The sequence below is a fragment of the Gordonia terrae genome, from assembly GCF_051789125.1.
GTDB lineage: Bacteria > Actinomycetota > Actinomycetes > Mycobacteriales > Mycobacteriaceae > Gordonia > Gordonia terrae_A.
Genome location: NZ_CP196526.1, coordinates 160,765 through 179,785, shown reverse-complemented (window position 1 = coordinate 179,785; position 19,021 = coordinate 160,765). Strand labels below are relative to the sequence as shown.

Here is a 19,021-nt window from a genome sequence, read left to right as displayed (position 1 = left end):
TGATGCCACTGCTCCTCGCCGACGACGGGCGGGGCGACACCGCGGCGACGCCTACCCGTCGAGCAGGGCCTCCAGCGCCTCGAATGCCCGACGCCACCCGTCGGCGGCGTACACATAATCCTCGGCCGAGATGTTGCCGCCGGTCTGGCTGAATCGGAGTTCGGTGCCTCCCCCGACAGCGACGAACTCCGCGCTGAGCAGTTCGCGCTCCGGACCCGGCTCGTCGGTCATGGTCAAGACGAGCCTGCTCGGACGCTCGACCTCCACGTACTCCCCGCGCCAGTGGAACTCGGGCATGTTCTCGCCGAGGATCATCGTCGCCGTCCAGGTGCCGCCGGGACGGACGTCCAGGGCGACCGAGTCGATCGGCACCTCTATCGCGCTGCCACCCCACCAGGTCGCGAACCGGGTCGGTGTCGTCCAGGCGTCGAACACCCGCTCTGGAGCGGCGCCGAATGTATGGGTGAGTCGCGCTCCGGGTGCCTCGGTCATGTCGGCCTGCCGTTCTCTCCGTCGATGCCCGTCGGCCATCGATACTCCGTGCGGATGGGTTCATCCATCGGTACAGACGCGGCGGGCAGCCGAAACTCATCGCCACCGTCGAGACGAGAAACTCCCGCTCACCCTGTGCGGATGAGCGGGAGTTCCCGACGATGCTAGTCGGCTCAGCGCTGAGCGACCTGCGTCGGCACGATCGGCGCCGGCAGGTCGGACTCCCCGACGAGGAACTTGTCGGCGGCCGCGGCGGCCGAACGGCCCTCGGCGATCGCCCACACGATCAGCGACTGTCCACGTCCGGCGTCACCGGCGACGAACACACCCGGCTGGCCGACGGCGGCGAAGTTGTTGTCGCGCTTCACGTTGCCGCGGGCATCGTAGTCGACGCCCATCTTGTCGAGCAGATCCTCGCGTTCGGGTCCGACGAAGCCCATGGCGAGCAGGACCAGATCGGCCTCGAGCTCGAAGTCCGAGCCCTCGACCTTCTCGAAACGTCCGTCGCGCATGACGACCTCATGTGCGCGAAGGCCGGTGACCTTGCCGTCCTCACCCATGAACTGCTCGGTGTTGACCGAGAAGACGCGCTCGCCGCCCTCTTCGTGAGCCGAGGAGACGCGGTACATGAGCGGGTACGTCGGCCACGGGGTCGACTCGGCGCGCTCGATCGGCGGCTTCGGCATGATCTCGAACTGGTGGACGATCTCGGCACCCTGACGCAGCGACGTGCCGAGGCAGTCCGCACCCGTGTCGCCACCGCCGATGATGATGACCTTCTTGCCCTTGGCCGAGATCTGCCCCTCGACGGTGTCGCCGAGCTGAACCCGATTGGCCTGCGGCAGGAACTCCATCGCCTGGTGGATGCCGTCGAGCTCGCGCCCGGGGATCGGCAGGTCGCGACCGATGGTCGAACCGTTGGCGAGGACGACCGCGTCGAAGTCGGCGCGGAGCTGCTCGACGGTGATGTCGACGCCGACGTTGACGCCGGTGCGGAAGACGGTGCCCTCGGCCTCCATCTGCGCCAGACGGCGATCGATGTGGCGCTTCTCCATCTTGAACTCGGGGATCCCGTAGCGGAGGAGGCCACCGATGCGATCGGCCCGCTCGAACAGCGTCACGTCGTGCCCGGCACGCGTGAGCTGCTGCGCCGCAGCCAGTCCCGCCGGTCCGGAGCCGACGACGGCGACCGACTTGCCCGTCTTCTCCGACGGCATCACCGGGGTCACCCAGCCATTGTCGAAGGCGTTGTCGATGATCTCGACCTCGACCTGCTTGATGGTGACCGGCGGCTGATTGATGCCCAGCACGCACGAGGCCTCGCAGGGCGCCGGGCACAGGCGACCGGTGAACTCGGGGAAGTTGTTGGTCGCATGAAGACGCTCGATACCGTCACGCCACTGGTCCTTGTAGACCAGGTCGTTCCACTCAGGGATCAGGTTCCCCAGCGGGCAACCGTTGTGGCAGAACGGGATACCGCAGTCCATGCACCGGCTGGCCTGGGTCTTGAGGTGCCCCTTGTCGAAGTCGGTGTAGACCTCTTTCCAGTCCAGCAGCCGCAGATCGACCGGCCGGCGGTCGGGCAGCTCCCGTTCGGGGTGCTTGAGAAATCCTCTGGGATCAGCCACGTGCGGCCTCCATGATCGCTTCGTTCACGTCTCGCCCGGTCTTCTCCGCGGTGGAGATGGCCAGCAGCACGCGCTTGTAGTCGCGCGGCATGACCTTGGCGAACTTGGTCTGGGCGTTGTCCCAGTCGTCGAGCATCGCTGCGGCGACGGGGGATTCGGTCTCGGCCCGATGCTCCTCGATGACCGACGCCAGGAACTCGATGTCCTCGTCTTCAAGCGGCTCGAGGTCGACGAGCTCGGTGTTGAGGTTGTCGGGCAGCTTGCCTTCCGGGTCGTACACGAACGCCATTCCGCCGGACATACCCGCCGCGAAGTTGCGGCCGGTCTCACCGAGGACGACGACCCGCCCACCCGTCATGTACTCGCAACCGTGGTCGCCCACACCCTCGACGACGGCGGTGACACCCGAGTTGCGCACGCAGAAGCGCTCGCCCACGATGCCGCGCAGGAAGATCTTCCCGGCCGTGGCACCGAACCCGATGACATTGCCGGCGATGATGTTCTGCTCGGCGACGAAGTCCTCGGGAGCGTTACGCGCCGGACGGACCACGAGTCGACCACCGGAGAGACCCTTGCCGACGAAGTCGTTGGCGTCACCCTCGAGGCGCAGCGTGATGCCCTTGGGGACGAAGGCACCGAAGCTGTTACCGGCCGAACCGGTGAAGTCGATGATGATCGTCCCATCCGGAAGACCCTGGGCTCCATAGGCCTTGGTGACCTCATGGCCCAGCATCGTGCCGACGGTGCGGTTCACGTTGGCGATCCTGGAGCTGAACGACACGCGGGTGCCGTGATCGATCGCCTCACGGCTCTGCGCGATGAGCTGCTGATCGAGCGCCTTCTCCAACGCGTGGTCCTGCACGCCGGAGCAGTACAGATCCTGATTCATGAACGGCGATTCCGGCTGGGTCAGGATCGCCGACAGGTCGAGCTTGCCCGCCTTCGACGACTTCCAGTGCGCCAGCGCCTTGGTCGTGTCGAGCGCCTCGACATGACCGACCGCTTCCTGCAGCGTGCGGAAACCGAGGCGTGCCAACAGTTCCCGGACCTCTTCGGCGATGAACATGAAGAAGTTCTCGACGAACTCGGGCTTGCCCGCGAAACGCTCACGCAGCAGCGGGTTCTGGGTGGCCACACCCACGGGGCAGGTGTCGAGGTGGCACACGCGCATCATGATGCAGCCCGAGACCACCAGCGGCGCAGTCGCGAAGCCGAACTCCTCGCCGCCGAGCAGTGCGGCGACGACGACGTCCCGACCGGTCTTGAGCTGGCCGTCGACCTGCACGACGATCCGGTCACGCAGCCCGTTGAGCAGCAACGTCTGCTGGGTCTCGGCCAGACCGATCTCCCAGGGCGCACCGGCGTGCTTCATCGACGTCAGCGGGGTGGCACCGGTGCCACCGTCGTGACCGGAGATGAGCACCACGTCTGCGTGGGCCTTGGACACACCCGCCGCGACCGTGCCGACGCCGACCTCGGAGACCAGCTTCACGTGGATGCGGGCCTGCGGGTTGGCGTTCTTCAGGTCGTGGATCAGCTGTGCCAGATCCTCGATCGAGTAGATGTCGTGGTGCGGCGGAGGCGAGATGAGTCCCACGCCCGGCGTCGAACCACGAACCTCCGCGACCCACGGGTACACCTTGTGCGGAGGCAGCTGACCGCCCTCGCCGGGCTTGGCGCCCTGCGCCATCTTGATCTGGATGTCGGTGCAGTTGCTGAGGTAGTGCGAGGTCACACCGAACCGGCCGGACGCGACCTGCTTGATCGCGCTGCGTCGCCAGTCGCCGTTCTCGTCGTGGGTGAACCGGCGCGGATCCTCGCCGCCCTCACCGGAGTTGGAACGACCGCCGAGGCGGTTCATGGCGACGGCGAGGGTCTCGTGGGCCTCCGCGGAGATGGAGCCGAAGCTCATCGCGCCGGTGGAGAACCGCTTCACGATCTCGCTGGCCGGCTCGACCTTCTCGATCGGGATCGGGTCGCGATCGCCGAAGTTGAAGTCGAAGAGTCCACGCAGCGAAGCCATCTGGGTGGCCTGATCGTCGACCAGCTTCGTGTACTCCTTGAACACCTTGTACTGCCCGGTGCGGGTGGAGTGCTGCAGCTTGAAGACGGTGTCCGGGTTGAACAGGTGGTACTCGCCCTCACGACGCCACTGGTATTCGCCGCCGACCTCGAGTTCGCGGTGGGCGCGCTCGGACGGACGCTCGGAGAACGCCATGGCGTGCCGCACGGCGACATCGGCGGCGATCTCGTCGAGGCCGATGCCGTCGAGCTGGCTGTTGAGGCCGGTGAAGAACTCGTCGACGGTCTCCTGCGAGAGGCCGATCACCTGGAAGAGCTGTGCACCGGTGTACGAGGCGAGGGTCGAGATGCCCATCTTGCTCATCACCTTGAGCACACCCTTGCTGGCGGCCTTGATGTAGTTCTTCTGCGCGGTGGCGAAGTCGACGTCGCCGAGCACACCGCGTTCGATCATGTCCTCGATCGACTCGAAGGCCATGTACGGATTGACCGCTGCCGCACCGAAACCGACGAGAGCGGCCACGTGGTGGACCTCGCGGCAGTCACCGGACTCGACGATCAGACCGGCCTGGGTGCGCTTGCGCTCGCGCACCAGGTGGTGGTGGACGGCAGCGGTGAGCAGCAACGACGGGATGGGTGCGTAGGTCTCGTCGGACTCGCGGTCGCTCAGCACGACCAGGTTGACGCCGTCGTCGATCGCCGCGCTGACCTTGGCCCGCACCTCGTCGAGCGCCTTGCGCAGGCCCGCACCGCCCTCGGCCACCGGGTACAACCCGTGGACGTGGACACTCCGGAAGCCCGGCATGGCGTCGTTGTCGTTGATCTCGACCAGCTTCGCGAGCGTGTCGTTGTCGAGGACCGGCGACGACAGCTCGATCTGACGGCACGACTCGGGACCCGGGTTCAACAGGTCGGCCTCGGTGCCGATGGTGCCGCCGACGCTGGTGACGATCTCCTCGCGGATCGCATCCAGCGGCGGGTTGGTGACCTGCGCGAACATCTGCTGGAAGTAGTCGAACAGCATGCGCGGACGCTGGGACAGCACGGCGATGGGCGTGTCGGTGCCCATCGACCCGAGTGCCTCCGCGCCCGTCTTCGCCATCGGCGCGACGAGGAGGTTGAGCTCCTCGTTGGTGTAACCGAACACCTGCTGGCGCAACGCGACCCGATCATGGGCCATGTGCTGGTGCGGCGGTGCCTCGATGTCCTCGACGGCGACCAGGCCCTGCTCGAGCCACTCCGCGTACGGGTGCTCGGCGGCCAGCTCGTCCTTGATCTCCTCGTCGTCGACGATGCGACCGGCGGCCGTGTCCACGAGGAACATGCGACCCGGCTGCAGGCGCATCTTCTGGACGACGTCGGAATGGTCGATGTCGAGCACGCCGACCTCGGAGGCCATCACGACGAGGCCGTCCTTGGTCACCCAGATGCGGCTCGGGCGCAGACCGTTCCGGTCGAGAACGGCTCCCACGACGGTGCCGTCGGTGAAGCAGACCGACGCCGGTCCGTCCCAGGGCTCCATCAGGGCCGAGTGGTAGCGGTAGAACGCCCGGTGCTCGGGCTTCATCGACTCGTGGCGTTCCCACGCCTCGGGGATCATCATCAGGACCGCGTGCGGCAGGGTGCGCCCGCCGAGGTGCAGCAGTTCGAGCACCTCGTCGAACCGCGCGGTGTCCGAGGCGCCCGGGGTGCAGATCGGGAAGATCTTCGACTCCGCTTCGGCTCCGAAGACCTCGGTGTCGATGAGCGCCTCACGGGCCCGCATCCAGTTCTCGTTGCCGGTGACGGTGTTGATCTCACCGTTGTGGGCGACGCGCCGGAAGGGGTGCGCCAGCGGCCACGACGGGAAGGTGTTGGTCGAGAAGCGCGAGTGCACGAGACCGAGCGAGCTCTCGACACGCGGGTCCTGCAGGTCGACGTAGAACTCCCGCAGCTGCGGGGTGGTGAGCATGCCCTTGTAGACGAAGGTGCGTCCGGAGAGGCTCGGGAAGTACACCGTCTCGCGGCCCGGGCCGTCGGCGCCGGCGCCCTTGTTGCCGAGCTCGTTCTGGACGCGCTTGCGGACGACGTAAGCCCGGCGCTCGAGCTCCATGTCCTCGGCTCCGCCGACGAACACCTGACGGAAGGTCGGCATCGCGTCGCGGGCGAGTGCGCCGAGCGAGTTCTCGTTGGTGGGCACCTCGCGCCAGCCCAGCAGGGTCAGGCCCTCGGCCTCGACGATCTTCTCGACACCCTCGCAGGCCAGGCGCGCATCCTCGGCGCCCTGGGGCAGGAACGCGATGCCGGTGGCATAGCTGCCCTCGGCGGGCAGCTCGAAGTCCACGGCCTCACGCAGGAAGCGGTCGGGGACCTGGATCATGATCCCCGCGCCGTCACCGGTGTTGGGCTCGGCGCCCGCGGCGCCGCGGTGTTCGAGGTTGACCAGCGCCATGATCGCCTTGTCGACGATGTCGCGACTGCGTCGGCCGTGCATGTCCACGACAAATGCCACGCCACAGGAATCGTGCTCGTTGCGTGGGTCGTAGAGACCCACCGGTCCCGGAGCCTGCTTCATAGTTCGCCTCACTTTGCGCGCGCGGGGTGCACGCACTACCCGTCGTCAATGTCTGGGGCCACACCCGGCCGTGTCGGACCGCGGACCTCGATGTCCACGGTGTCGTCGTCATCCACCCCCATCGGGGCTGACCTGGGCAGAGCCGACGATCACAGGCGGCGGTGTGTCCCGGTCAGCGCCGTTGCTGACGGTCCCTTCGGGTCGCATCATCGGGACCCGAACCACCCTGCTCATCGCAGCTGAAACGCGCAGCACGCCAGGCCGCCCGCGAGCGGCCGTATGAGCATTGTGAGACATTTTTCCACGCGGAGGGCCCACTATCGAAATCCGGCTACCACAATGACACCGCCGGTGCACGTCAGAGCGGGATCCAGGCGATTCGGCGCCCCTCACACGGCGCGGAAAACGGTGTGAGACACGACCCGTCTGCGAATGCGCGAGGCGAAGGCGGCATGGGCCCCAGAAGGCTCGGACGATCAGGAGGCCGATCACCCGCGCCGATCACCCCGGGTGCTCTACCGTCGAGTGATGAGCGTCACCGTTCCCGCCGGAGAGCCGGTTCCCGCCCCAGCCGGGCGGCAGCCGGCCGAGGATCAGCCGTTCGGCCGGCTCGGTGTCGATCCGCACGGCTCGCGGCGATCTCGCGCGGTGAACGCCTACCTGGCGCGTGTCACCTGGCCGATGATGGCCGCGGCCGGTGTCAGCCACCCCAGGGTGACCGCCCAGATGATCCGACGAACCCGCCCGCGACTGAACCAGACCATCGAACGGCTCAGCCCGGCACCGGCGAACACCGTGGTCACGGTCGTCCGACAGCGGTTCGAGGGGCATCAGGTCCGGGGCGAGTGGGTGACCGGCCGGCGGGCGCATCCACCGCGTCCGGGGTCGCCCGTCATCTACTACCTGCACGGCAGCGGATATGTCGTGTGCTCACCGGGAACCCATCGGGGGCTCGTGGGTCGCCTCGGCAACCAGACCGGACTGCCCGCATTCACCCTCGACTACCGTCTCGGACCCGAACACGCCTGGCCCTGCGCGGGCGACGACACGATCCGCGGTTACCGGTGGCTGCTCTCGCAGGGCTACCGCGCCGAGGACATCATCGTGGCCGGCGACTCCGCGGGCGGCCACCTGGCCCTCGACCTGATCGCCGACAACCATGCGACGGGGACGCCGCAACCGGCGTCGATGGTGCTGTTCTCCCCGCTCTTCGACCCGACTTTCGATCTCGCTGTTCGAAATCAGCGCAGCGGGGTGCGCGACCCGATCATCAACGCGGTGTCGGCGCGGAAGATCCTGCGGCTCTACACACGCGACGCCGATCCCGACCATCCGCGAATGCGCATCCGCCTGACGCCGGACATGACGTTGCCCAAGACGCTCATCCAGTACGGCGCCCTGGAGGTCATGGGGGCAGACGCCCGCGCGACACACGACGAGATCATCGGTGCCGGAGGGGTGTCGGTGATCCAGGCGTGGCCCGATCAGGGGCACGTCTTCCAGCTGATGCCGCGCCTGTCGTCGGAAGCGCGTCAGGCGGTCGCGACGGCCGCCCGGTTCATCACCGTCACCGCGCCGGCACCCACTCGCTCCAGGCAGGCCCCTGCTCACTGAGGTGCGAGGAGCGCCGGCGACGATCCACGAAGGGCCACCGCGTCACCTCCCGATGCCCTCCGTGGATCGCTCCGCTCGCACCTGGTGGATGAGGGTTGCGCCGACGGTGTCTGCGTCAGGCCGGGTCCGCCAGCCACGCGCCGTGCAGTCCTGCGGGCACCCGGATGGGTAGATCCACGGTGGCGACCGGACCCGCGGACGGATCGTCGGCGGCGAGAAGGTAGAAGTACGAACGCATGTCGGCGGGGTCGGTGCCGATGGCGCCCCAGTGGTCGCGGTCGGCTCCCGGGATGTAGATGGGTTCACCGATGGCCGTGCCCGGACTCCAGAACGTCTCCGTCCCGGCGTCGAGATCGTGGAACCACAGACTGTCGGCGTCGGCGGTGTCGCGCGGCCCCTTGGCGACCGTGGCGACGCGACGATGGTCCCGGGTGAGTAGACGGTCGTCGACGCGGGGGAACTCCATGTTGAATACGTTGTCGCTCAGCGTCTGCCGAGAGATCTTGCCGTCGGGGCGGATGAGCGCGCGGGTGAGGGCCGAAGTGGCCCGGCGCGGTTCGTCCGCGAAACCACCGGGGTAACTCCACTCGACGTAGTCGACGATGACGCCGTCCTCGGGGTTGTTCCCGTCGAAGGCGTTGGCGAAGTGCCACACCCAGAACGGGTCGGTCTGCACCCAGCGCACGGGCCCACCGTCGCGCGGGATCAGTGCGATGCGGGTGCCGGTCTCGGGACGCCACGACAACAGTGATCCCCCGGTCATCACGGCCTGGAGATCGAAGATCAACGGGCACACGAAGAGTACGACGTACCGGCTCGTCAGTGCCATGTCGTGGATCATCACCGATTCGTCGAGGCCGTCGACCGGCGTCGGCCCGGACACGGTGTGTCCGTCGGCCGCGACTGTCGACCAGGTGAGGTACGGCGCTTCGAGGCTGTAGTTGAACAGCACCATCTCGCCCGTCGCCGGGTCGATCTTCGGGTGGGCGGTACTGCCCACTCGCATCGCCCCGTCGCAGTCGGTCTTCGCCAGTGTCGCGAGCGTCGCCGCATCGAGGAGGTAGGGCTGATCGGATTCGGCCATCGCCATCAGCCGGCCGCCGTGGCGCACGATGTTGATGTCGGGCAACTCCCGGAAGGTGCCGGCGAGCTCGGGACCCACCTCGTCGGCCGAGGGTGTGTAACCGTCGGTGATACCCGACCAGATCGCATGCCCGGCAGCCTCTTCGGCGAGGACCATCGGGGTGCGGACGAAGCGGTTCGAGTAACTCACCCGGCCGTCGGCGATGCTGATCCGGTGGACCATGCCGTCCCCGTCGAGCGGATAGACGAAGGAGCCGATCGGGTCGAACCGGGGATTGGGTCCGTTGCGGAGGTAGCTGCCCCGCAGATCGGCCGGGATCTCACCGCGCACGGTGAGGTCGGCGACGTCGACCTCTTCGCGCTGCGGTGCGAAGACCCCCGTCAGATGACTGTGGTGGGTGAGGTCGACGGGAGCAGGCGGGGTGGGGGGTGTCGTGGTGGTCATGCGTGGTTCCTTCTGGGTGGCTGGGTGGCGGGCTGTGCCGGGGGGTCGTCAGCCGGCGTTCTGCGGTGCGCGTTCGGCGGGAGCGTCCGGTACGTCGCCGGCGATGGCCTTGGTGCGCTTGACGGCGAAGATGATGAGAGCGATGGGGACGACCCAGTTCAGCAGGACGTTGCCGGGATGGTTGCCCGCCACCGACGCCGAGGACGCCAGGACGCCTGCGACGAGATGGGCGCACCCCATGAGGGCGATGGCACCCGCCCACAGCAGGCTGATCTTGCGGTTCTTCTCGCGGAACGCCGGCGTGTGCCAGAAGGCCGGGTCGACGGTCTCACGTGCGTACTGTTCGGTGAACGGGACGGTGAAGGCGGAGATCGCCATGACCGCGGCGAGGACGAACGCCGATCCCCCGCGTCCGAAGTACACGAGGGCCTCGTCGACCTGATGGTCGCCGACCATGCCGATGACGGCGATGATGCCGAACAGGATGACTCCGGCGACGTCGATGATCTTCCAGCCGCCCTTGGTGCGGACGGTCTCGTAGATGGTGACGGCCAAGGCCAGTGCGCATGCCGCGAGCGCGGCCAGCGTCACGTGATCGGCGCCGAGTCGCTCGGCGGCCCAGGCGAACACGAACCATGGGGCGAGCCCCAGGATCATCGACTTGGCGTTCACAGTTGTCTCCTCTGAGGCTGCAGTCGCGGCACGGTGCCGTCGGCCGACTGTGCGCCGCACCGATGTCGCGATCATCCGCGTTTTGACGGAGATTTCGCTGCCATTCGGGAGGATCAGGTCAAGTCTGACGCGATCGTGGGCATCCGGCGCCGTGGCAGCCGGGAGAAAAGGCGCCGCCGACCTGCCAGGTCGGGGGTTTGGCAGGTCGGCGACTAGTCGGGTTATCGCGTGCGACCCGGGAAGCGTTACGTGCGCGCCTCAGGCGACAGCAGTCTGGTCACGCAGCGAAGGCCGCGGCCGTCGCCGCGGTGTCCTCGAAGAGATGCATGCGCGTGATCTTCCCCGCCACGACGGTCAGTCGCATCGCGACGTCGGTGTGGAAGGGTCGGCCGGTGGGTGCTGCGACGTGGTCGAACGTGGCGAAGACGACGGCCTCCTCGCCGTCTATGACCACGGCCCCCACCGACACCACGCTCTTGCCCGGCTCGAGCGCCGACCACAGGGCCCGGAAGTAGTCCGGCACCTCGCTCCGGTGCGACCGCTTACCCGCCCAAGGCGTCAATGACGCCGTTCCGGGCACAACCCAGTCGATCTGCTCCGCGAACAGCTCCCCCAGCGCGTCAGCGTTCTGCGCGCCGAGCTGTTCCAGGAATGCCGTCGTCGTCTCGGCGGTGGTGTTCATCAATGCCCCTGTCGTGCGGTTCTTGGATTCTGTATCGGTCGATACAGAACCACGTTAGCAGATCTGTAGTGATCGATATAGAATCGCGGCATGGGACGGCCCCGCAGCTTCGACAGAGACATCGCGCTGGACAAAGCCATGCGCCTCTTCTGGGAACACGGCTACGAGCAGACCTCGGTCAGCGACCTCACCCGAGAGCTCGGCATCTCCGCCCCGAGCATGTACGCGGCATTCGGAGACAAGCTCGCCCTCTTCAACGAGGCGGTCGCCCGCTACGAGGCCAGTCCGGAATCCGTGACCACGGCCGGGACCGCAGGTAGTAACCCGCGAGAGGTGTTGCAGGCGATGTTCGACCGAGCGACGCGCGAGTACGCGAGCGCAGCGCATCCGCGCGGATGCCTGGTGAACAGCTCGCCAGAGTTGTCCGGTAATCGCGCCCAGAATCGTGCGATCACCGCCGCTCGGTTGCGGGAGGTGACAGACGACGAGACAAACTGCGACACAGAGACCTTGGCGGCGTTTACCCATGCGCTGCTCATCGGCCTCTCGGCGTATGCGCGCGACGGCGCGGACGAGGAGCAGTTGCGCCACGTGGCCGATCTGGCCTTGCGAGTCGTCGAGAGCTGAGCGCGGGGCAACACACGATCGGTATTCACCAGGCTGCGCACTTGCCGGCCGGCGGCATTCACTGGTCCTCGTTCACCAGCCGAGCGAATGCGCGTACTCGGATCGCAGTGCGGTTTTCCCGGATACCGGGAGAACCCCAACCTGATCACGTCGCGTGACGATCAACGGCCCGGGGTGCGGTCACTCTCGCCCCACCGCGATGGACGCTGACCGAACTCCGACCCGTAACCCTGGCGGTCGGCCGCCCCGGCGAGCTTACGGTCGAGGTCATCGGACCAGTCGCGAGCCGCCTGCGCGTCGAGCACCGCCAGGCGTGTCTCGATCGGGACCTGTTGCATTGGAGCGCAAGACGCGAGGAGCGACTCGAACAGAGCCCGTAGACGCCGCTGCACCTGCACCTGGCCGGTGCTGTGACGCCGGATCTCATCGGTCCCGATGGCGACGTGGTCGGCCCAGCTGCGTCGGGTACCGCGCACCGCGCCACCCGATTCCAGCGGTTCGCCGGCCAGGCGCGGAGCCAGCAGCAACAGCAGGTCCTCGGTGTGGTCGAGCGCCTGCACCACGACACTCGGGTCGTTGCTGCCCGCCGACATCGCCTTGAGCGCGATGTCGGAGATCGCCTGGAGCGCTGCGGCCGGGCTCACCGACGGTTGATGAGTGTCACCGAACAGCAGACAGCCCAGTACGCGGCGGGTGTCCACCCGCGTCGGGTCCCCGACGATCTCGACCACCGGATGGTCGAGGGGTACGTGATCGCCGACCGCGACCAGGACGTCGATCCGCACGTTCCACGTCGAAGCCTGGCGTCGGAGACGATCGTCGTTGACCGCCAGCAGGATTCGACCCCTGGAAGTCACCTCCCCCGCCCGGATCACCGAGCGGACCGGGTTCGGCGCCACCTTGTCCCCGTCCGGCGTCGGCCCGGCCTCGTCGGGAACCGGCCCGACGTCGCCGCCTGCACGCTCGTGCGGGAGCGGCATCTGGCGCAGCACGGCCGAGCGCCCGTCGTCGGCGATCCACTGCAGCAGCCGCGACGTGTTGAGGATGGTGCCGACCTTGCCTACGAGCGCGATGAACAGATAGGCGCTGATCGTGGTGAGCAGGAACGCAATCGCCGTCGACAACCCGGGCGTCGGTTCATCGGGCCCGCCGACCGAGAGGTCGATCGCGATCATGACGCTGTAGACGAAGGTCGCCAGGAAGAACCCCGTCGACCACCGCATCACCGGTTCTTGTTGCAGCATGGGGATGACCCGCACCGAGATCGACGACGCACCGAACTGCATCGCCAGGGTCACCGCGGTGAACACCAGACCGGTGAGGGTCGCCATCGAACCGGCGATGACGCTGAGCAGCGTCGCCAGCGTGCCCGGATCGACCTCGAACTCGAGTACCTCGTCCACGCTCACGGTCGCCAGAGCAGCGACGATCGCCAGCGTGACCAGCACGACCGGGAGACGCCAGATCGGCACCGAACGCAGGGCGCGGCGTGTGCGCCGCCACCGGATCGCGGTCGCCAGCGCTCCCGGCACCCGCTCGGTCACCACCGCCACCGGGGCGGCGGACACCGGCACCGGGACCGACACCGGTACTGGCGTATCGGGCACGCCGAACCGACCGGCGACCGCCTCCTGGACGACGATCTTCCACCGCATCAGCGGCTCGCGATACCGCCTCTCCCGCTGGATCGCCCGCGCGATGGTGCGCGGCCGCGTCGTGTACCGCCAGCGCGCCCAAGGTGATCGCGGGCGCGCCAGTCGAACGGCACCGAACCACAGCAGGACCGGGATGAACATCCCGATCAGACCCGTCCACACCTTGCCTTTGAGAAGGGTGACCACGGCGAGGATCACGTTGAGGACGACGACGCCCGCGGCCACCATCCGGGCGACGAGGCCGGTCTCGTTCCGGATCTCCCCGACGATCTCGAACGCACTGAACGGTTGCAGCCCCACCAGGAACAGCAGACCGATGGCGATGGCGACGAACACCGCGTCGATCGATGCTCGGCCCTCCTCGGACCAATAGACGTCCCGCAGATGGAGGATGAGGGCGAACTCGTCGAGTACCAGTGCGGCGCCGATGCCGAACAACGTGGCCAGGACGCAGTCCATCACCGGGGTGCGCAGAGGATCCACCGCGACGAACCCGAAGCCCGACAACAACATCAGCATCATCCCGAAGAACACGTGATGCACATGCACCCCACCGGGGGTCACGTTGCCGGGCCACCAGCTGACCTCCGCACGGATCATCCGGACACTGAACCGGATGAAGAGGAAGGTCAGGACGAACGCGAGGAGCAGGAAGAACAACGGCAGACGGCCGGTCTCGACGATCCTCTCATCGAACCACCGCGTCATGCTCCGACCCTAGCGGGACCAAGGTGCGCACTCGTGGTCAATGGCGACCATCGTCCCGCGACCGTGGCTCACGGCGCATCGTCCCGCGGGCGGGGGTTCGCCGGTCCGCCGTTCCCGCGGGCGGGTTCATCTGTCCGCGCCGGTGGCTCCGGCCGGACGCGTTTCTCCGAGGTGAGCCGCGAGTGGGCTTGGGCGTGCAACGCGGTGATGTCGGCCGCCGCCACCGGCGCCGTCGCCGCACCCAGCGAGGTGCCCGGGAGTCGCGCACGCAGCTCGGCGATCAGAGCTGCCGCCTGGCCGGGAGATCCGGCGTCATCGTGGATCAGGCAGACACCGAACTCGTCGTCACCGAGCCGTGCCAGCACGGTCTCGTCGGGCAGCAGGTCGACACAGCTCCGGGCGCGCTGCGCCATGAGCTGCTCGCCGGCCGGGTGAACGGCCGCCCCGCCGGTGGCCGCCGTGTCGTCCACCGCCCCGGCGCGTTCGACGTCGAAGGCGATCACCGTGACCGCCGTCGTCGACCTGCGACGACCGTCGAGGGCTCCCCTGGTGGCGAGTTCCCATCCGGCACGGTTGAACACGCCGGTCACCGGGTCGGTACACACCGCGGTGAGCAGTGTCCGGGTCAGAAGTCCGAACGACTCGGCAGCCGCCGGGATCGCGACGGCGACGACGATGTATGTGCTGAGGTACTTCGGGGCGGGCGCCACCGCGAGCGCGACGACGCAGGCTGCTGTCAGCAGACCGACCAGTACCCACGCCTGCCGTCGCGGGTGGGTTGCGCGCAGGTACATGGCCAGGAACATCGCGGCGACCATGCACAGGAACTCGGCACTGATCAGCTCGTGGAACGCCATCACCGCCGGGGTGGCCGCACACGCCGCGAGCACGGCGGGAAGCGGACGCTGCGGGCGCGCCGACAGCCACATCAGTGCCGCGACCCCCAGGCCGATCGCCACGAACCCCCCGGTCGGGTCGGACAGGGTCGCCGAGTCGTCCACCGGGAACAGCGTGAGCCCCACCCCGATCGCGTACAGCAGCGTCGTCACCAGCAGATACACCCGCAGCACGTGCAGCGGTGACCGCGGGAGCGGTCCGCTCAACGCACCCAGGTGCACATCCGGTCGGTACATCCCCCACTCCGATCCTCGATCTCGGTTCCCCGAGACGAGGTTGCCAAATCGCGCTGCCCTTCGCGACCGGCGCGGAATCCGACGGCGATCGGTCCCACCTCCATTCGGGGACGAGAGCGCCGTTCAGCCTGGTCCGCCGGTGTCTCGCACATATCCTGAGCCGATGAACAGCCTCGTCACCGTGGTGGTCGTCGACGACCACCCGTTCTTCCGCGACGGAGTGTCGCGCGGCCTCACCGCGAGCGGCCGCGTGCGCGTCGTCGGCGAGGCGGGCGACGGTGCGGCGGGCCTCGAGCTGATCCGGCGTGAGAACCCCGACGTCGCGGTGGTCGACCATCAGATGCCGATCATGACCGGTGTCGAGGTGGCCCACGCCGTGACCCGCGACCAGTTGCCCACCCGGGTACTGCTGCTCTCCGCGGTCACCGACGGGCCCATCGTCTTCCGCGCCCTTCAGGAGGGCGCGGCCGGTTATCTGTCGAAGGACGCCGACCGGGACGAGATCGTCGGCGCGGTGACGCGAGTGGCGCGCGGCGAGACCGTGGTGCCACCCGAACTCGCGGCCGGCCTGGCCGGGGAGATCCGGGCACAGACCCAGCGTGACACCCCGGCACTGAGCGAACGAGAACGCCAGGTGCTCACAGGATTCGCTCGCGGACAATCGATTCCTCAGGTAGCGGCCGAGTTGTACATCGGCGCCTCGACCGTCAAGACGCACACCCAGCGGCTCTACGAGAAGCTGGGCGTCTCCGATCGGGCCGCCGCCGTGGCGGAGGCGATGCGTCGCGGACTCCTCGAATAGGCCGGCCGACAATGCGCACTCGCCTCGACATCGACGGCGCGGCAGGACATCTGGGCTTTCCGGAGTTCGCCGACGAGCCACGCATCCACGGCATCCTGATCGATCACGCGATCCGCGGCATCCGGGTTCAGGTGGTGCTCCGGCTGTTCCTGTCGCTGTTCGTACTCCTCGCCGTCAGCCTCGACCCACCTGCGCACGCCGCCGCCTTCAGTGTGGTGACCGCGGCGCTCTACGCGGTCTGGTGCATCGGTGGCGCGGTTGTCGTCGTCCGGCGTCCGGCGATGATGGCGCGCTACGCATGGGTCGCACTGCCGATCGACCTACTGCTCCTCACCGCGCTGGCCGTGGTGGCCAGTCAATCCGACGAGATCAGCTGGACCACAGACGTTCTGATCAGTGGATTCGTCTTGGTGCCGATGATCGCGGCGATCGCGTTGCAACCGACCGTCTGTGCCGTCGTGGTGGTCGCCACCGCGCTCGTGTACGCGGTGTCCAGCGCCCTCGCCCGGTCGTCGAACGGTGAACCGTGGTCGGTCGTCGTCTTGCGGATACTCGTCGTCACCGCGCTGGCGATCGGCGCGATCCTGTTGTCCAGGCTGCAGCGCTCGCGCGTCACGACCATCGGATCGCTTGCCGCCGAACGGGCTCGGTTGCTCGATGCCACGATGGAGATCGAAGAACGCGAGCGGCGCGATCTCGCCGACAACCTGCACGACGGCGCCCTGCAGTACGTTCTCGCCGCGCGGCAGGAGCTGGCCACGCTCCGCGCCTCCGCCGACCCGGTCACCCTTGATCGTGTCGACGGGGCGCTGCGCGACGCGGCGCAACTGTTGCGGTCCACGCTGAGTGAACTGCACCCCGCGGTGCTCGAGCAGTCCGGGCTCTCCGTGGCGCTGACCGATCTCGCATCGTCGTTCGGCAGCCGCGCCGGAGCGCCCACCGTCTCCGTCGACACTGCCGGCTGGCCGCCGGGGCTCCGTACCTCGGTCGATCCGCTCATCTTCGCCACCGCTCGCGAACTGCTGACCAACGTCGCCAAACACGCCTCCGCGACAACCGTCGAGGTCACCGCGGAGTTCGACGACGGGCGAGCGCGGCTCGTCGTGGTCGACGACGGTGTCGGTCTGCCCGCCGACGTCGACGTCGAGGAGCTGATGCGTCAACGACAGGCCAAGGGTCACATCGGACTTGCCTCGCGACGAGTGCGGATCGAGGGGGCCGGCGGCACGATGTCGCTCGCCGACCACCCCCGCGGCGGCACGGTCGCCATCGTGGACGTACCCGCCCGCGAACAGTGAGGGCGTGTCCCCCGATCGGTGGATGCACGGTTCACCCCCTGCATCACCCGGTCAGCGGAAACCACACACCGCCCGCGGCGAGCAGAGTCATTGGTGTCACCGAAACAACCCCACACCACCGGGAGCACACCATGAAGATCACCACCCGCATCGCCACCGCAACACTCGGACTCGCCGCCGCAGCCGGCATCGCACTCGGCGCCGCCGGCGCCGCCCACGCCGGGACCCTTCCCGTCACCCGGCCCGGCGAACCCACCGTCGCCATGACCATCACCAACCACACCGACAAGCCCGAATACCTTCAGGGCGCCAACGCTGATGGCGGCCAGTGGGTCAACGCCCCCCAGCACATCCTCTACCCCGGCGCCACCGAAACCATCACGGCCACAGCGCCCTACAACAACCATCTCGACGTCAACGCCATCTACCGCATCGGACTGTTCGGCCCCACCGCCAACTACCAACTCACCAACCACCACTACAACGTCAACACCGACATGAGCGGCATCTGGGGACCCCACGCACAGCAGTACTGGATGAACAACCACATCGACACCGGCTACCCCCAGGTCAACGTCGGCTTCGACCAGTGGTGAGGAATTCTCGAAAGGAGGATGAGGGAACGGTTCGGGGGTGGTGCTCCGCCCCCGAACCCTGCCCCTTTCACCATAAGCCAGGAGTAGGGGCTTGCGGCAAGGCCCCCGTGGCCGTGCACAATCGCTCGACGACCGACACACGGGAGGCGATCGATGGCAGATATGGCGGACACACCGGAACGGTTCCGGGTCCACGAGTCCGGGGCTTACTTTCACGGCACCAGAGCCGATCTCCGCGTCGGCGAGTTCCTGACACCGGGACACCGGTCGAACTACCGTCCCGAGCACATTTCCAATTACGTCTACATGACCAAGGTGCTCGACGGTGCGGTGCTCGCGGCCGAGATGGCGGTGGGTGACGGTCGGCCCCGGGTCTACGTCGTCGAACCAGAGGACGACGTGCATGACGACCCGAACGTCACCGACAAGAAGTTCCCCGGCAACCCGACCCACTCCTACCGCAGTGCGCAACCGGTACGGATCGTCGGCGAGATGACCGACTGGGTGCCCCATTCGCCCGAGTATCTCGAGCGATTCCGCGCGGGACTGGAAGCACTTCGGCAGCGCGGAGACGCGGTCCTCTACGACTAGGTACGATGGTTCTCGTATGTTCCGGCGCGGAGACACGCCGGGCGATGTGAATGTGGAGAGAGGTGCGCGATGGCCGATGCCGACGGACATCCCGACGTCGACGAGTTCGATCTGTCCGCGGTGCTGCATGCACTGTCGGACACCAACCGCCGGAGCGTGATCGCGCAATTGGCCGCCGAACCCCAGGGGGCCGAACAGTTCTGCAGTGTGTTCGGCCTCCCCTGGGCGCCGTCCACGCGGACTCACCACTTCCGCGTCCTCCGCAAGGCCGGGCTGATCTGGCAGCGTGACGTCGGCAACGGCCGGATGACCAAACTGCGTCGCGACGACATGGATCGGGTCTTCCCGGGCCTGCTCGATGCGATCCTCGCCGCCGACACCGCGGATCGCGCGCCGGCCGGTTGAGATTGCGACACCTC

At 67.8% G+C, this 19,021-nt stretch carries 15 protein-coding genes; 7 read left to right on the top strand and 8 right to left on the bottom strand.

What is annotated here, in order from left to right:
- Nucleotides 1-51: 51 nt before the first annotated feature.
- The 3 genes from ACSUZC_RS00805 to gltB all read right to left on the bottom strand — a co-directional run bounded on the left by ACSUZC_RS00805 (nt 52) and on the right by gltB (nt 6,696).
- Entirely contained in the window at nt 52-531 is a 480-nt protein-coding gene (locus tag ACSUZC_RS00805; RefSeq protein ID WP_439031057.1) for an SRPBCC family protein, read from the bottom strand.
- Nucleotides 532-665: 134 nt separating this feature from the next.
- Nucleotides 666-2,120: a glutamate synthase subunit beta gene (locus tag ACSUZC_RS00800; protein ID WP_439031056.1), complete on the bottom strand. Its 1,455-nt coding sequence runs from the start codon at nt 2,118-2,120 to the stop codon at nt 666-668.
- Complete coding sequence (gltB, locus tag ACSUZC_RS00795; RefSeq protein WP_439031055.1) at nt 2,113-6,696, bottom strand: glutamate synthase large subunit; 4,584 nt, start codon at nt 6,694-6,696, stop codon at nt 2,113-2,115. The genes ACSUZC_RS00800 and gltB overlap by 8 nt, the downstream gene beginning before the upstream one ends.
- A gap of 528 nt (nt 6,697-7,224) precedes the next feature.
- On the opposite strand from gltB, the gene ACSUZC_RS00790 reads away from it, so the two are divergent.
- Entirely contained in the window at nt 7,225-8,310 is a 1,086-nt protein-coding gene (locus tag ACSUZC_RS00790; protein WP_439031054.1) for an alpha/beta hydrolase fold domain-containing protein, read from the top strand.
- Nucleotides 8,311-8,425: 115 nt separating this feature from the next.
- Here ACSUZC_RS00790 and ACSUZC_RS00785 read toward each other — a convergent pair whose 3' ends face one another.
- The 3 genes from ACSUZC_RS00785 to ACSUZC_RS00775 form a co-directional block, all read right to left on the bottom strand.
- The gene (locus tag ACSUZC_RS00785) at nt 8,426-9,838 is read right to left on the bottom strand and encodes a carotenoid oxygenase family protein (RefSeq protein ID WP_439031053.1); all 1,413 of its coding nucleotides are present in this window, start codon (nt 9,836-9,838) and stop codon (nt 8,426-8,428) included.
- A gap of 48 nt (nt 9,839-9,886) precedes the next feature.
- A complete protein-coding gene (locus ACSUZC_RS00780; RefSeq protein WP_439031052.1) occupies nt 9,887-10,510 on the bottom strand; it encodes a hypothetical protein in 624 nt (207 codons plus the stop codon).
- Between the two features lie 277 nt (nt 10,511-10,787).
- Nucleotides 10,788-11,192, bottom strand: a complete 405-nt coding sequence (locus ACSUZC_RS00775) for a nuclear transport factor 2 family protein (RefSeq protein ID WP_439031051.1) — start codon at nt 11,190-11,192, stop codon at nt 10,788-10,790.
- 90 nt (nt 11,193-11,282) lie between these two features.
- Here ACSUZC_RS00775 and ACSUZC_RS00770 point away from each other — a divergent pair, with 90 nt between their 5' ends.
- Entirely contained in the window at nt 11,283-11,819 is a 537-nt protein-coding gene (locus ACSUZC_RS00770) for a TetR/AcrR family transcriptional regulator (protein WP_439031050.1), read from the top strand.
- 161 nt (nt 11,820-11,980) lie between these two features.
- On the opposite strand, the gene ACSUZC_RS00765 is transcribed toward ACSUZC_RS00770, so the two are convergent.
- Nucleotides 11,981-14,182 (bottom strand): DUF2254 family protein, encoded by a 2,202-nt coding sequence (locus ACSUZC_RS00765; RefSeq protein WP_439031049.1) that lies wholly within the window; start codon nt 14,180-14,182, stop codon nt 11,981-11,983.
- Between the two features lie 68 nt (nt 14,183-14,250).
- On the bottom strand, nt 14,251-15,315 hold the full coding sequence (locus tag ACSUZC_RS00760) for a GGDEF domain-containing protein (protein WP_439031048.1): 1,065 nt from the start codon (nt 15,313-15,315) through the stop codon (nt 14,251-14,253).
- 163 nt (nt 15,316-15,478) lie between these two features.
- On the opposite strand from ACSUZC_RS00760, the gene ACSUZC_RS00755 reads away from it, so the two are divergent.
- The 5 genes from ACSUZC_RS00755 (at nt 15,479) to ACSUZC_RS00735 (ending at nt 19,007) form a co-directional block, all read left to right on the top strand.
- Nucleotides 15,479-16,117, top strand: coding sequence for a response regulator (locus ACSUZC_RS00755; protein WP_439031047.1), 639 nt, complete (start codon nt 15,479-15,481; stop codon nt 16,115-16,117).
- 11 nt (nt 16,118-16,128) lie between these two features.
- Nucleotides 16,129-17,415, top strand: a complete 1,287-nt coding sequence (locus tag ACSUZC_RS00750) for a sensor histidine kinase (RefSeq protein ID WP_439031046.1) — start codon at nt 16,129-16,131, stop codon at nt 17,413-17,415.
- Nucleotides 17,416-17,546: 131 nt separating this feature from the next.
- Complete coding sequence (locus ACSUZC_RS00745) at nt 17,547-18,011, top strand: hypothetical protein (protein WP_439031045.1); 465 nt, start codon at nt 17,547-17,549, stop codon at nt 18,009-18,011.
- Between the two features lie 162 nt (nt 18,012-18,173).
- Nucleotides 18,174-18,602, top strand: a complete 429-nt coding sequence (gene arr, locus ACSUZC_RS00740) for an NAD(+)--rifampin ADP-ribosyltransferase (RefSeq protein WP_439033225.1) — start codon at nt 18,174-18,176, stop codon at nt 18,600-18,602.
- 69 nt (nt 18,603-18,671) lie between these two features.
- Nucleotides 18,672-19,007 (top strand): ArsR/SmtB family transcription factor, encoded by a 336-nt coding sequence (locus ACSUZC_RS00735; RefSeq protein ID WP_439031044.1) that lies wholly within the window; start codon nt 18,672-18,674, stop codon nt 19,005-19,007.
- The last annotated feature ends 14 nt before the right edge of the window (nt 19,008-19,021 follow it).

Coding starts and splice junctions, on each gene's coding strand:
- ACSUZC_RS00805 (WP_439031057.1), bottom strand. CDS start 531: ATGGCCGACGGGCATCGACGGAGAGAACGGCAGGCCGACATGACCGAG.
- gltB (WP_439031055.1), bottom strand. CDS start 6,696: ATGAAGCAGGCTCCGGGACCGGTGGGTCTCTACGACCCACGCAACGAG.
- ACSUZC_RS00790 (WP_439031054.1), top strand. CDS start 7,225: ATGAGCGTCACCGTTCCCGCCGGAGAGCCGGTTCCCGCCCCAGCCGGG.
- ACSUZC_RS00785 (WP_439031053.1), bottom strand. CDS start 9,838: ATGACCACCACGACACCCCCCACCCCGCCTGCTCCCGTCGACCTCACC.
- ACSUZC_RS00775 (WP_439031051.1), bottom strand. CDS start 11,192: ATGAACACCACCGCCGAGACGACGACGGCATTCCTGGAACAGCTCGGC.
- ACSUZC_RS00770 (WP_439031050.1), top strand. CDS start 11,283: ATGGGACGGCCCCGCAGCTTCGACAGAGACATCGCGCTGGACAAAGCC.
- ACSUZC_RS00765 (WP_439031049.1), bottom strand. CDS start 14,182: ATGACGCGGTGGTTCGATGAGAGGATCGTCGAGACCGGCCGTCTGCCG.
- ACSUZC_RS00760 (WP_439031048.1), bottom strand. CDS start 15,315: ATGTACCGACCGGATGTGCACCTGGGTGCGTTGAGCGGACCGCTCCCG.
- ACSUZC_RS00755 (WP_439031047.1), top strand. CDS start 15,479: ATGAACAGCCTCGTCACCGTGGTGGTCGTCGACGACCACCCGTTCTTC.
- ACSUZC_RS00750 (WP_439031046.1), top strand. CDS start 16,129: ATGCGCACTCGCCTCGACATCGACGGCGCGGCAGGACATCTGGGCTTT.
- ACSUZC_RS00745 (WP_439031045.1), top strand. CDS start 17,547: ATGAAGATCACCACCCGCATCGCCACCGCAACACTCGGACTCGCCGCC.
- arr (WP_439033225.1), top strand. CDS start 18,174: ATGGCGGACACACCGGAACGGTTCCGGGTCCACGAGTCCGGGGCTTAC.
- ACSUZC_RS00735 (WP_439031044.1), top strand. CDS start 18,672: ATGGCCGATGCCGACGGACATCCCGACGTCGACGAGTTCGATCTGTCC.